The sequence below is a fragment of the Arthrobacter ruber genome (genome assembly GCF_002954225.1).
GTDB classification, from domain to species: Bacteria; Actinomycetota; Actinomycetes; order Actinomycetales; family Micrococcaceae; genus Arthrobacter_D; species Arthrobacter_D ruber.
The window spans coordinates 195,239-208,580 of record NZ_PPTH01000012.1; the positions used below are offsets into that span (position 1 = coordinate 195,239).

General features: G+C 65.0%; 13 protein-coding genes and 1 tRNA gene. 5 read left to right on the plus strand and 9 right to left on the minus strand.

The window, feature by feature from the left end; translation table 11 throughout:
* Window positions 1–387: 387 nt before the first annotated feature.
* The 3 genes from CI785_RS16975 to CI785_RS03790 all read right to left on the minus strand — a co-directional run bounded on the left by CI785_RS16975 (window position 388) and on the right by CI785_RS03790 (window position 3,884).
* Complete coding sequence (locus tag CI785_RS16975; protein ID WP_157940152.1) at window positions 388–936, minus strand: glycosyl-4,4'-diaponeurosporenoate acyltransferase CrtO family protein; 549 nt, start codon at window positions 934–936, stop codon at window positions 388–390.
* Window positions 937–942: 6 nt separating this feature from the next.
* Window positions 943–1,311 (minus strand): SdpI family protein, encoded by a 369-nt coding sequence (locus tag CI785_RS03785; protein ID WP_157940153.1) that lies wholly within the window; start codon window positions 1,309–1,311, stop codon window positions 943–945.
* Between the two features lie 329 nt (window positions 1,312–1,640).
* Window positions 1,641–3,884: a rhamnogalacturonan lyase gene (locus CI785_RS03790; protein ID WP_205753555.1), complete on the minus strand. Its 2,244-nt coding sequence runs from the start codon at window positions 3,882–3,884 to the stop codon at window positions 1,641–1,643.
* A gap of 372 nt (window positions 3,885–4,256) precedes the next feature.
* Between CI785_RS03790 and CI785_RS03795 the strand changes: the two genes are divergently transcribed.
* Window positions 4,257–5,489: a saccharopine dehydrogenase family protein gene (locus tag CI785_RS03795; RefSeq protein WP_105030767.1), complete on the plus strand. Its 1,233-nt coding sequence runs from the start codon at window positions 4,257–4,259 to the stop codon at window positions 5,487–5,489.
* 328 nt (window positions 5,490–5,817) lie between these two features.
* Window positions 5,818–6,237: a hypothetical protein gene (locus CI785_RS03800; protein ID WP_105030768.1), complete on the plus strand. Its 420-nt coding sequence runs from the start codon at window positions 5,818–5,820 to the stop codon at window positions 6,235–6,237.
* A gap of 72 nt (window positions 6,238–6,309) precedes the next feature.
* Here CI785_RS03800 and CI785_RS17685 read toward each other — a convergent pair whose 3' ends face one another.
* Window positions 6,310–7,143 (minus strand): sigma-70 family RNA polymerase sigma factor, encoded by an 834-nt coding sequence (locus CI785_RS17685; RefSeq protein ID WP_105030769.1) that lies wholly within the window; start codon window positions 7,141–7,143, stop codon window positions 6,310–6,312.
* Window positions 7,144–7,310: 167 nt separating this feature from the next.
* On the opposite strand from CI785_RS17685, the gene CI785_RS03810 reads away from it, so the two are divergent.
* The 3 genes from CI785_RS03810 to CI785_RS03820 all read left to right on the plus strand — a co-directional run bounded on the left by CI785_RS03810 (window position 7,311) and on the right by CI785_RS03820 (window position 10,104).
* Window positions 7,311–8,102, plus strand: a complete 792-nt coding sequence (locus tag CI785_RS03810) for a GAF domain-containing protein (RefSeq protein ID WP_157940156.1) — start codon at window positions 7,311–7,313, stop codon at window positions 8,100–8,102.
* Window positions 8,103–8,514: 412 nt separating this feature from the next.
* On the plus strand, window positions 8,515–9,453 hold the full coding sequence (locus CI785_RS17635) for an excalibur calcium-binding domain-containing protein (protein ID WP_105030771.1): 939 nt from the start codon (window positions 8,515–8,517) through the stop codon (window positions 9,451–9,453).
* A gap of 255 nt (window positions 9,454–9,708) precedes the next feature.
* Entirely contained in the window at window positions 9,709–10,104 is a 396-nt protein-coding gene (locus CI785_RS03820; protein ID WP_105030772.1) for a VOC family protein, read from the plus strand.
* 75 nt (window positions 10,105–10,179) lie between these two features.
* Here the strand turns inward: CI785_RS03820 and CI785_RS03825 are convergent, their stop codons facing one another.
* The 5 genes from CI785_RS03825 to CI785_RS03845 all read right to left on the minus strand — a co-directional run bounded on the left by CI785_RS03825 (window position 10,180) and on the right by CI785_RS03845 (window position 13,342).
* A complete protein-coding gene (locus CI785_RS03825; RefSeq protein WP_105030773.1) occupies window positions 10,180–10,878 on the minus strand; it encodes a DNA alkylation repair protein in 699 nt (232 codons plus the stop codon).
* Window positions 10,879–11,018: 140 nt separating this feature from the next.
* Window positions 11,019–11,513, minus strand: a complete 495-nt coding sequence (locus CI785_RS03830; RefSeq protein ID WP_105030774.1) for a universal stress protein — start codon at window positions 11,511–11,513, stop codon at window positions 11,019–11,021.
* Between the two features lie 277 nt (window positions 11,514–11,790).
* Window positions 11,791–11,979, minus strand: coding sequence for a hypothetical protein (locus CI785_RS16980; RefSeq protein WP_157940157.1), 189 nt, complete (start codon window positions 11,977–11,979; stop codon window positions 11,791–11,793).
* 256 nt (window positions 11,980–12,235) lie between these two features.
* Window positions 12,236–12,877: a hypothetical protein gene (locus CI785_RS03840; protein ID WP_105030775.1), complete on the minus strand. Its 642-nt coding sequence runs from the start codon at window positions 12,875–12,877 to the stop codon at window positions 12,236–12,238.
* Window positions 12,878–13,260: 383 nt separating this feature from the next.
* Window positions 13,261–13,342: transfer RNA gene (locus CI785_RS03845), tRNA-Leu, on the minus strand.

Genomic DNA, 13,342 nt, shown 5'->3' on the forward strand with positions numbered 1-13,342 from the left:
CAGGCGCAAACCGTAGTCTGGCCCGATGACTGACCGATACAGTGCCGGCATCACCATCGAGGCGCTGTAAGACAACACCTGGCTGATGAGCCCGGCATGGACATACACCGGTACATAGCCGGCAGGTCCGCTGTGCTGCAGGACATCCTTGCCGTCTCAGACCTCACCGCGGAGGAGAAGCAACAGATTCACGACCTGAACAGCCGCCAGTAGTCATCGACGCCCCTCGATCACGTTCTGAAGTGCCTGCTACCAAAGGCGGAACCCGCCGACATCCCTCGAAAAGCCCGCCTGACTCGAAATAGCTCACAGTGTCGCCGACCGCTGACGGATGATCGGCCGCCTAGGCCCCCCATATCAGGAACTTCATCGTTGGTTCAGGGGTTCCTAGCAATACGGCTTCGGCGACGTACGGGTTTGTCGGCTGACGATCGTGAAGCGCACCATCCGCTGGATCATGACCGGATATCCGTGCAGCACGAATCCAGTGAGCAGTAGCTGAGCAGATCCTTGAGCATGTCCCGTGGCCGCTGCAAGAACCGCCAGTAGTGCTGTTGCAACAGCACCGAGGAGATGAGCAGTCTCTGACTGCTCCGTTCCCCTGAGAAACCGGGACACCATGGAGGATCCGCTCTCCGAATGTCGCATCCGGCTGATGATTCGGTTCCAGCCCACGGAGTCAAGGACGCGACGGACCGCCTCAGCACCGACCAGCGCGTAAAGCCGGGGTTCAGTATCCCTGACCCGATAGCGGGACCGTCCGACGTCGACCAGCGCGGGTCCCACCAGCAGGGCCATGAGGAGGAAGCCGGCCTGTGCGACGACGGCGAAGACAGGATGATCCGGACCTATCGCTGACCAGCCCGCAACGGCCAGGCCGACGCCTATCCCTAGACCTGCAACCACTGAGCCGAAAGGCTTCCCGCGTTCGGCCATCGCCGGCTATCCGGCCGTCGTGCGCGCGACCCGATTGGCAGCTGCAGCAGACCGGGAAAGGATCATGGTTTGTATGACAAGCGCCACGAAGGCGGTAACGGGTCCGGCCAGACCGCCGGCCAGGAAGTGAGCACCCACTGCTATCAGGATCCCGGCGACACCGGCCACCCACATCCTCCTCACGACAGGAAGAGCTGCGGTGTGCCCTGCGATCCATGCTTCATCGGAGGCTTGGGTGTACCTGGTCCGGATCCCGGCACTGGCGTTCCGGCTGATGAGGCCTTCGGCTGCTTGGCGGGTCACGAAGACGCAGACAGCAGGCAGAAGGATGAGGGTGAGAAGTAGGACGGCCAGGCCGATCGTTTCTTCAGACACGGTGCGCTACCAGCAGGACGCCCAGGGTCAGTGGCCGCTGGCAATTCGCATGGCCCGATCGTGATCGTGGTTGTCCGTTCCTTCCCAGGGTCATGCTCGTGAGTCTAGACCGAGGTGCTCGACGTATACCGCGGTCGCGCCCGAGCGGGCCGGGAATGTGCAGCGACGCAGGCCGAGGAGTGTGGTGCAGGTCAGGCCTTGTGGTCGAATGACGGAAAGGCCCCTGTCTCTGAAGCGTGTCTCGCCACTGGGAAGAGCAGATGCGGGCGGCGGGGCATCGGCCCCGCCGCCCGCACCTGCGATATTTCCGTTCAGTTCTCCTGATTGCGCTACTGAGGTTTGCTGTTGCCCGGTCGCACGGTGATCTCGGCCGTGGTGGTGGTTTCGATACCGGCGTGGTTGACCGCGGTGGCAGTCAGTTCGAAGCTGCCTTTGAGGCCTTCGATGGGCAGCTCGTAGCGGCCATCGATCCCGGCGAGCTCTTGTCCGTTGAAGGTGACGGTGAGTGAGCGGATACCCGACTCAGCATCTTCTCCTCTCACGTCGACCGTGAGGCCACGCTTGGCACCTACTTTGGTGTCCTTGAGCTCGGTGACCAGCGGTGCTGTCTTGTCGGGCGCCGGGGCGTTCACGTAGGCGATGCTCGGCGCGGGCGGCGTCGTCATTCCCTCGCCGAGGAAGAAGCTCGTGTGAGGGGGCTGGTTGTAGGCGGTGTTCTGCCACGCAACGCCCAGCCGGTACACCGGGTCGTGCATCAGGGTGCGGATCCGGTGCTCGGTGAGATCGGTGGTGGTGAAGATCTTCAAGGACGAATGGTCCGCGCTGCGATAGACGAGCTCCTCGCGCCAGTCACCGAACAGGTCGGCCTGAAGAGCCGGGTTGCCCTTGGTGCCGTTGCCGGTGAGGGTGCCGTCAAGTGTGAGCAGGCGGTCCTCGGTGCTCGACTCCCAGTTCCACTTCGAGATGGTGGGCGTCGCGCCGGTGGCAAGCTCAGCCGGGTCGGTGTAGTCGTGGTCGGTTATCTCGCGCAGCAGGTCCCCGTCCCACCAGGTGAGGAAGTTGGCTGCGGGGATGCTCGTGCCGAGGTCAGTGCCGTCTGCCGCGCGGAGCGATCCGACCTTCGAGTAGAACTTGTAGGTGCCTCCGATTGCCCACGCCTCATTGCCTTCATGGGTCGGGTCGATATCGCCCGCGGCGCCACGGCCGGTGTCACGGGTACCGGGTATCGACCAGAGGATCTCACCGGTCGCCGCGTCGCGCATCGTCGCTGCACGCTGTCCGCTGCTCGGCATGCTCTCGTGCACCGAGTAGACCTCGAGCCCTTCACGGGAGGGGATGTGGTCGGTGACGTGCATCGCGTCGCCGTGACCGAGGCCGGTGGTGTATAGCGGGGTGCCGTCACTGTCGATGGTCATCGATCCGAAGACGATCTCGTCAGCGCCGTCGGCGTCGACGTCCGCGATCGAGAGATTGTGGTTGCCCTGCCCGGCGAACTGGTTGCCGGACGTGGTGGAGTCGAATAGCCAGCGCTCTTCGATCTCACCATCGACGAAGTCGAATGCGGCGATAGTGGTCTTTGCGTAGTACCCGCGGCTGAAGATCATGCTGGGCTTCTCGCCGTCGAGATAGGCGGTGCCGGCGAGGAAGCGGTCCATCCGGTTGCCGCTGGTGTCACCCCATGATGCAAGCTCTCCGCGCCCCGGTACATAGTCGATAGTGTCCAGTGCCGCACCTGTCATGCCTTCGAAGACGGTCAGGTACTCGGGTCCAATCAGGATACGGCCGCTCGTATTGCGGTAGTCCGCCGCCGCGTCGCCGATGACCGTGCCGGCACCATCGACCGTGGCATCCGCGGTCTTCATGGCGACTTCTGCTCGGCCGTCACTGTCGTAATCGAACACCTGGAACTGTGTGTAGTGCGCTCCAGCGCGGATGTTCCGGCCGAGGTCGATCTGCCACAGCCGGGTGCCGTCGAGCTTGTAGGCGTCGAGGTACACGTTGCCCGTATAGCCGGTACGTGAGTTGTCCTTCGCGTTCGTCGGGTTCCACTTGAGGACGACCTCGTACTCCCCATCGCCATCGAGGTCACCTACCGACGCGTCGTTGGCTTCGTATTCGTAGGCCTCACCCGTGGGCGTCGTGCCGCCTGCTGGTCGCTGGAGCGGGATGTCCAGGGACTGATCACCCCACGGCGTGAACTCGTCAGTTACAGTCACCTCGCGCTGATCGATCAGCGCCGTCACACGATAGACCGAATCACCGGTTCCTTCCGCGTCGAGCATGTTGGTACTGCCCGTAATCGGGGTTTCAGTGATACGGACGCCGTCGCGGTAGACGTGGAAACCGATCGACTCGGCGTCGAGGCCGAGCATGCGCCAGCCGACGTAGACTCCGCCCTCGGTCGTGACAGCGACCGGGGCGCGGTCGAGGTATTCCACCTGGCGGATCGGTGTGTTGTCCGGCGCCCCCGCGGCCGGCGTCACCACGAGCGTCGCGGCAGCGACGGCGGCAACTGCCGCGGCTCCCAGTGCCCGCCGTGGCATTCGTGGATGGATGAACGAAACCATACTCATCTCCCTTGATGTGTGCTGGTGGAGGGACCATTGGTCCTTCCACCATGGAAAGCGCTTTCCTTAACGGCTCCATGGTGCTTCCGTCTTCGATCAGTTGTCAAGAGCAACAGACGCATCGGAGGCATACCAACCTGGCCCGTCCGTGTGGCGGAAGCCCCAGAAGGACCGCGACGCCGCGCAGATCGGGGGCTGGTTGCTGTTGCGGGGGGCGTACCCGTCCGTGCACCGACGGATAGATGACCGCTGGAAGCATCGGCCCTCGCGAGCAGGCAGTGATCCGAGATCTCGGCTCGGTTCCAGGAGGAACCTCAACTGCACGAGAGGCAGCGCCTCACTGCGTCGGTCCGATCGCTGCTATGGAAGACTGCTGGCGTGAAGACCTCATCGCGCGATCACGACCTCGTCCTCTTCGGCGCCACCGGCTTCGTGGGTGAACTGATAGCCGACTACCTCGCGGATCATGCTCCGGCGGACCTGCGTGTGGGACTCGCGGGCAGGTCGAGGGAGAAGCTCGAGGCGGTGCGGTCGAGACTGCCCGTCGCGGCACGTCACTGGTCCATCATCGAGGCCGACACGGAGCACCCCGATTCCCTCGCCGCGCTGGCCGCGGGCACGAAGGTACTCTTCACAACGGTTGGTCCCTACGCACGGTTCGGACTGCCGGTCGTCGCGGCGTGCGCCCGGGCCGGTACGCATTATGGCGATCTGACAGGCGAGGTGTCCTTCGTCCGCGACGCCATCGACCGCTTCGACGCCTTGGCGAAGACCACCGGTGCGCGGATCGTCCACGCGTGCGGCTACGACTCCGTCCCCTCGGATCTGGCCGTGCTGCTCCTGCACAGGGCCGCGCAGGCCGATGGTGCCGGCGGGCTGACCGAGGTCCAGCTCGTGGCGACGGCCAAGGGCGGCATCAGCGGAGGCACGATCGAGTCGATGCGCGGACAGCTCGACGGCGTGCGATCGGACCCGGTGTTGCGATCGCTCGCAGCGGATCCCTACTCTCTCAGCCCGGACCGAGCGGCGGAGCCCTCGACACGGCAGCCGACCGACCTGGGCTGGATCGGCCGTTCGGAGGACGGCCTGTACACCGCGCCCTTCATCATGGCGTCGTCGAACACCCGGATCGTCCGTCGCAGCAACGCCCTGCAGGGCTGGGCCTACGGCAGGTCCCTGCGGTACGGCGAGGTGATGGGCCTGGGGCGCGGACCTGCGGGCGCCGTCGGCGCCGGGGCGACAGCCGCCGGCCTGCGTGCCTTCGGAGCCGTGATGGCCTTCCCTCCGACACGGCAGGTGCTGAACCGGGTGCTGCCTGCGCCGGGTACGGGCCCGAGCGAGGCCGCGCGGCGTGCGGGCTGGTTCCGCTCCCAGGTGGACGCATCGACGGGGACCGGCCGGCGGTACCGGGCCGTCGCAGCCGGACCGGGCGACCCCGGGTACGCCGCAACCGCCGTCATGGCCGGGGAGACAGCGCTCTCGCTGGCCCTCGACGGCGACAGCCTGCCGGCTGCCGCCGGATCACTCACCCCCGCGACCGCACTCGGCGACGTCCTGGTGGAGCGACTACGCGCCGCCGGCCACACCTACGAGGTCACTTCCCTCACCTGACGCAGGACCGGCGTGTCTACACCGACACTCTCGGTGCCGACACACCGGTCCGGGCCGACCACTCCTCGTGAAATCTCCGGCTCGGTCCCCGACCCGATACAGGCCCACTACCTGTTGTGGGTGCTCGCGATGGGCGAGGCCGTGGTCCTCCGCGATGGGGTCGAGGAAAGGCGGTGAGCTCGATCGCCCGATGAGCGCGTGTGTCATCAGTTCAGTGGCAACGGCCCTCGAGGAAGGTCCGACCTCCCTGTGATTCCGCAGTGTGACAGTAGGATGAAACGCTTGTGATGCGTTGACCGCGTTACCCGACCCGAACAGGAAAGTCGTCGTGCCCACACTGCGTGCTCCCCGATCCAGCATGACCCGTGCCCTGTCCACCACTGCACTGCTGCTGGTCCTCACCGGTTGCTCCTTCGCCGATCCACAACCGGATGCCGGGCAGCCTGCTGCAGAATCACCGATGAGTTCGGCACCCTCCGGTGAGCCCGCCACCGATGGGACCGTGACGACGGTCGACGACGCCTGCGCTCGCATCCTCGAGATGGTGCGCACAGCACCCGAACAGCTAGGCACAGACCCGCTGGGACTGCTGATCGAGATCGACGAGATTGCCCGAACAGCCCCGCCGGAGCTGGCCGGCCAACTCACCGAGCTCCGTGACGCCGTCGAGAGCTTCAGGCAGGGCGACGAGTCACTGATCAGTGTGGTGCGCAAGGCCCGACAGCTGCAGGAGCGCTGCTCGGCCTGACGGCAAGCAGTCTGTCCCGAGGCGGTGACCGCTGGACCGACCTGGCTCGAACACCTCTGGAGCATCGGGGTCCTAGCGCGCGTCGGCTCCGTGCTGTGCCTCGATTGCCGCCCTGAGTTTCTTCATCCCGTCCCGTATCCGCGTCTTCACGGTAGGAGCGGGTATCCCGAGATGCTCGGCCACCTCGTTGTAGGTCAGGTGGGAGAAGTAGGCCAGGGAGATGGCCTGATGCTGCAGCGGTGACAGCACAGCCATGGCTGCCCGCACCTCCGCGGCATCCTGACGTCCCAGGACTGCTTCCGTGACGTCGTCGACCCCGGCACACCAGTGCCGCCGTCCCCATCTGTCATCCCGTTCCCTTCGGGAAGTCTCCGCCCGTAGCCGGTCCACTGCACGCCGATGCGCAAGGGTCATCAGCCATGACACCGGGTGGCCCAGCTCCGGCCGGTACCGATCGCCCTGTTCCCACACCATGAGGAACACTTCCTGCGTCACCTCCGCGCAGCTCTCCGGGTTCTGAAGGGTCTTCCGCACCACGCCATAGACCCGGCGGGCGCACTGCTCGTACAGGAGTTGGAAAGCCTCCGGATTCTTCGACCCCACAGCAACAAGGACAGCGACAAGATCCGGCGGGACCCTCCCGGCATCGAAAGGGACACCCGGAGGAGCGCTCACGGGCAGGTTCGCATCGGGCGGCTCGACGGTCAGGCCGCTGTCGGGAGAAGACACGGTGGAAGAGATTGTGGGGCTTCCTGAGAGAGACCGGATCCCAGGGCACTCCTCAGCCGTACCAGAACACGACGTACGCGTTCCAGCAACACGGCCATGTCGCAACCTGAGAACAAGAGGATTGAACCCCTTCGCCCTGAATGTAATCCGTCTCGCTGTTCCCCGTCCACTAGCCACACCGACCGCGGGGCAGGGCTTGCGCCGCTGGAAACAGCTGAATCAATCGGGCGACAACAGAGGTGCTGCTGTGTGCACGTGGTGGATTGAGGTGCTGGTTTAATGAGGAGGTTCGGTGTCACCGGCAGCGAATGCGGGTAACAGAAGGAAAGGCACTAGGAAGCAAGGTGGAGGCAGCGGCCATGCGCGGACGCCCTCAGTGGGCCCTGATGATCCAGGTCATGGCCACTGCAGCACTGGAAATGGAGGACATCGCCGCCTCCTACCGCGCCCGCGGCGGGACTGCATCACTCGAGACCATCGATGGCTACCTGACGGGGCTGGTTGATCTGCCGTCTCGCGAGAGCGACCTCCTCGCCGACACCGTGAACGATCTGAGCCGCGATACGTCATCGACCCTGCCGGTCCCCCACGCAGCGCACGACGCCGCCGACGGGTCTTCCGAGACATCACGACGCGCTCTCGGAGCTGCAGGGGCATTCCTCCTGTCCGATGGCGAGAAGGAACAAGCACGCCTCGAGGCTGTCGACCGTACGAATCTTCTCGACACAGCGTCCGAACAACGTTTCGACCGCATCACCCATAATGCCCAGCGGCGCTTTCACGTCAGCACGGCGATCATCACTCTCATCGACGACAAGAGACAATTTCTGAAGTCGGTCATCGGTCCGGTGGAGCAGAACATGCCCCGGACCCGTTCCTTCTGCAACACCACTATCAAGAACTCAAGCCCACTCATCGTTCGTGACACGTTCCGAGATGACCAGTTCAAGTGGAGTCCACTGGTCCTGGGCGAACCCTTCATCCGTTTCTACGCCGGATACCCGCTCCGAGGCCCCGATGGATGGATCGTCGGCACCCTCTGCATCATCGACCAGCACACACGGGCCTTCTCCCAATCCGACGAACGCTCCCTCCGCCGTCTCGCAACGCTCACCGAACACGAACTCACCGCCTGACGGCCCGCGTAGGAGTATGAGCAGAAGCGCTCACCCACGACTCGTCAGCAGATCCGCATCGCGTCAGCACTTCGACCGCGGACGCGCCACCCCAGCCCGGCGCACTCACGGTCCGGTACTCCCTCTCCGGCCGGACCAACCCGGCGGCCCTGACCAACCGGCTCGTACTCACTCTGTGCGCTACCCCGCTGGGTACGTACGTGGGTTCATCATCGAGCGGGTCATTGCTGGCACCCGTCGAAGAACAGCCGGTTCTCGTCAGCGGTCATCACCCACGGAGGGAGGACGTCGAGCAGGTAGCTTCTTGCCGTTCGCTGAGTAGTAGGTAGCTGTACAGCGAGTAGAAGCAGGCAGTCGTTGTGTAGTCGCCCCGGCGTTTGTCCCAGCCCACGGGGCCGAACCTGTCGAGCAGGTGTGCGGCGAAGGCACGAGCGGCAAGCAGGACCTCAACGAGCCAGGACTCTCGGAAGTCACCCTCATCGCGCCGCAGGGCCAGCTCATTGCGAGCTACTGCGTCAAAGCCGGTTCCTCCAAGCAGGGCAACGGCCCCGAGACCGTCGTCCTGCCTGTGCCTCAGTCACAGGTGACGATCAGCCACTCAAGCGGCAAGGACATCTCCCACTACTCCTACACGTCGGTTCCCACGGCGGTCGTCGGCTCTCCCGTCCCGGAGGGCCCTGAGCTACCTGAGGTCCCCACCCCGGGAACCCCTGAGGTACCCGAGACGCCGAAAACTCCTGAGGTACCTACCCCGGAGGCTCCCGCGACCCCCGCGGTGCCGGCTCCGGAGCTTCCCGAGACCCCCGCGGTGCCGGCTCCCGAGCCTCCCCAAGACGAGAATCCTGTCGAACAGGAGACCCCGGCCGGGGAGCTCCCTGTCGACGGGACTCCTGTCGTCGTCGCGCCTGTCGAGGTGGAAGTCCCCGTGACAGTGGACATGCCCATCACACCCGTCATCGTGGACACCCCCGACAACGTTCTCCCGGTGCTCGACCATCAAGCGGTCGGTGTCTACTACGAGAACTGTGCGGAGGTTCGGGACGTGCTGGGCCGCGCCATCCTCCTGGGTGAGGAGGGCTTCCGTGCCGGGCTGGACCGGGACAGCGACGGTGTCGGCTGCGAGCTCGACACGGACGGCGACCGGACCCACGAGGGCGCCGAGAACACCGTCGGCAACAGTGGACCTCTCATGACCGACGAGGACGAGGCCACCGTCGGCACACAGCAGCTGGCCTCCACGGGCACCGGCGAGAGCACGAGAATCGCCGGCGGTATCGGTGCCGGCCTCCTGGCCCTCGGTGCCGGTACGGTCCTCGCAGGTCGTGGCCGTCACCGTGCCATCAAGGCATAGCACGAGTCAGTAGCACGGGAAGGGGCCGGCTCCAACGGGCCGGCTCCTCCCCCGCCGACGTCGACAGAACGTCATCCTTCGCCGATAGCCCCAGTACCAGGCGCTCGTCGTCCCCGTGACGCGCCAACGGCCCCCGGAGTGCTCGCGCGACAATCCCAGCGGCCGGCGCCAGGGCCCGAGCCATGACCCGCTTCGACCGGTAGCATCCCCCTACGGTAGGCATCCACCAGTGCCCGATACGTAAGGGAGAAACAGATGGACATGAAGCTCGAGCTGGTACCGATCGCCGTCACCGACGTCGACCGTGCGAAGGCGTTCTACACGACTCAACTCGGATTCACTGAGGACGTGGATGTGCGACCGACCGACGGCCTGCGGGTGGTGCAGGTCACCCCGCCCGGGTCGGCGTGCTCGATAGGCTTCGGTTTCGGCGCGTCGATGTACGACGACATCGAACCTGGCGCGGTCAGGAACCTGCACCTGGTGGTCGACGACATCGACCGGGCATGTGCGGAACTGGCTGCCCGTGGGGTCGAGGTCTCCCCGGTGGTCGATGTCGGAGGAGGAGTCAAATACGCGTGGATCAGCGATCCGGACGGCAACACCCTGGCGCTCCAGGAGATGCCATGGCGGACGGGAGACCGCTTCTGACGGCCCCCGAATCACAGGGCAGGTGTCAGCGCGGGCTTCCACGGGATGCCGGCGAACGTCACGGGACCCCACTGTTCAAGGTCGCTCGAGGTAACGCTCGCGGGTGGGCCGGTCCAGCTTCTCGATCGCGGCACGCACGGCCGTCCGCGACATCTTCTCCGCATATTCGTCGAGATGCACGAGCAGCCGGGCTCGATCGACGTCGCCGACATAGCGCAGCATCCAGCCGACTCCCTTCTGGACGAACTCCTCGCCATCATCGGCGAGGAGCGCGGCAATCCTCAGAGTGTCGTCGGTCTCGTCGCGCCTGAGATAGGCGGCGGTGGCGACTATTGCGCTGCGTCGCTCGGGCCAGAAGTCGGATCGCGCCAGGTCGTAGAGCGGTGTCCGCGGCTTGTCCAGAAGCCAGTGCCCGAGTACCTGATGAGCACCAAGATCGACCAGATCCCAGGTGTTGATCCGGTCGTGCCGCCGGAGATACAGCTCGTACAGTTCCTGGCGCCGATCAGAGGTGACCTTCTTCGCCGTTGCCGATTTACCCATGATGGAGCAGGCGCCTACCCGCACTTCGTGCGTCGAACTCTCGAGCAGCGCTTCGAGCTCCGCCACGGGCATGGACAGGGCAGTCCTGGCCAGGTTGAACACATCACCCATCCGAACGCCGATGAGCGAGTCGTCGCCGGGGAAGAACCGCTCGTACTTGATCCGCTGTTCCTCGGTGGCCATCGAACGCAGCGAGGCCTCGGAGTCAGTGGCAGTTCTCTCCGAAGTCATCGTTGCTCCCGACTGCCGTCAGCCGTTCCGTGCGTGTGCGGGACTGCTCATCCTCGTTGATGGCGCGTCAGCCACCGCGGATGCCATGCAGAAACGTTCGCAGCAGACGATGACGGGACCAACCGACACAGTGGCCGGGCTCATCCTGACGCGTCGACGGGCGGCAGAACAATGGTTTCACCCTCGATGACGTGCAGGGCGCCGTGGGAGACGAGTACTGGGCAATGGGCTCGCTCCGCCAATGCGGAGCTGACGGACCCGAGGAGCAGTCCGGCGAACCCGCCGTGGCCGCGGGAGCCGACGACGACCATCGAGGCATGCCTGCTCTGCTGGATGAGGACCTCCACGGCAAGGCCACGCACAACCTGCTGTTCGATGGGGTGGGGGGCTCCATTGGGAAACGCGTCGGTCACGGCCTGGTCCAGGGCCTGGCGAGCGAGCGCTTCGTAATCGTGTTCCGGCGGGGGCGAGTACCGGCCGAAGGCGATGGGGTGCTGCCAAACCGCGAGAGCGCGTATGGTGTCGCCGGCAAGAGGCATGAGACTCACCGCGAGGTGCAGAGCGGCGATCGAGGATGGGGAACCATCGACACCGACGACGATGACGCGGGACTGTGAGGTGGAGGATGCATCCATGACGGCTCCTTCGCTGGTGAGATGCTGCTCCCTATAAGTGTCGCTGGGTACGGTTCGAACAGGTAGGGCCGGAGCCGGATGCGACTACTTCATGATTCCGAAGCCACTCCGGTAGTGTTTATTTCGCCTCATGAAGCGGGGCGCCATGGTTTCTACCGCGAAAATGAGGTCCCTTGTGAGTGATAGCAGCAGGTTGGATCCGGGACAGGCCTTCCCTGAGGATCTGACGTCGATCGACCGGGACGATCTGGACATCCTGAACAGTAGGAATCACCGCTCAAGAGATGACCAGTACATTCGCAACGGTGACGTGGATGCGGAGACCGAGGGTCAGCACCACGAGCTGCGAGAGGAACTGGACCGCAGGCAGGCGATCCGCGACACCCCCGTCCCGGCCGATGATGTAGCCGCTGACGCCGGCAGCGAGGCCAAGGAAGCCTGACCTCTCCTCCAGGGTCTTGACCATCTGCTCACGGCGGCTGGGACGACGCCCAGGATCTGGCCATCGACCAGAGCGATGCCCGTCTCGAGCTGAACGCGCAGCGCACCGACTGCCGAGCAACACCGGCAGGCTTGCAGCAGGAAGCCCCGCATCCCCCCAAGGGGCTGCGGGGCTTCTCCGTGCCGCAGTGTTGTCCGGGAGAAAGGTCCTCCTCGACCTGGACGGAGCCCGGTGCGTCCCCTCAGCCGGCCCGCTGAACTTCACCGCGCGAGTACGGGGATCAGTAGGGATGTCCCGCCGATTCCTTCAGCGCCAGGCACAGATCCACCACACCCCTGGCGGTGTTTTTCAGGATCTCGGTCGATTCGGGTTCGATGGCGGTCTCATCATCGGTGAGAACTGTCCTGATGGTCACTTTGCCGTGCTCGAAGTAGCTGAACGCAGGGAGGCCGGCTGCGATCAGGGCCGCACCATCGGTCTCACTGACGGGGTAGACGACAGCGGGCCCCCCGATCTTCTCTACGACGGTCAAGCCGTCGGCCGAGATGTAGATATTGGCCGGTCCCGAGTTGTCGAGTTCGTCAAGGAAGCCGCCGTCCGGGAGGTCACCGCCGGGTGCGGCTATCACGTCCGTGGTCAGTTCACCCCGGACCTTGATCACCGTCGTCCCATCGCGCTTCACCCGGACTTTCTCGTACAGGTCCTGTACGTCTCCGGCCTTCAGGGTGATCGTGGTGCCGCACGCAGGAAACACGACATCCTCGTAGTACCAGGCAGGCGCTGGCTGGTAACCGTCGGTCTCGGCGGGCGGCCAGGGGGCGGGGGTTTCCTCTTCGTCGTGGGCTGTGGCCGCCGACGCCGACCCGGCGACGAGGGACAGCGTGGCGAGGAGGGAGAGGCACAGCTTCTTCTGACTGTTCATTTCAGGCTCCTGAGTTCGGCAGGAGCCCGGTTGCCGCGGATCCTGCCCCGATAAGCAATGGATGCCGTGAAGGCGACGGGTCCGACGACGGGACCGGCATTGCCGTGTCCGTCAGTCCGGGCGCACATCGCGAAAAACTACGCCCGCTCCATCAGGCAGTCAAGAGAATGCGGGGTCGGGCGACTACCCCATCTGATCCCGATGTTGCACGAAGCGAAGTTATCGGCGTAAGGAGAGCTTGGCGGCTGCCGAGCTTTCCGATGCGAGATCGGTCGGTGGTCGTGCTCGACGCGACGACGAAGCCTCAGGCCGGTCTGGTGGCGGGCCCCGATCCTGGCGTCCCGGCGTCCCATGCGGCGTCCGATCCGGTTCGACTCCCTGGGTGCCCGAAGTGGGACTCGAACCCACACACCTCTCGATACTGCATTTTGAGTGCAGCGCGTCTGCCAATTCCGCCATTCGGGC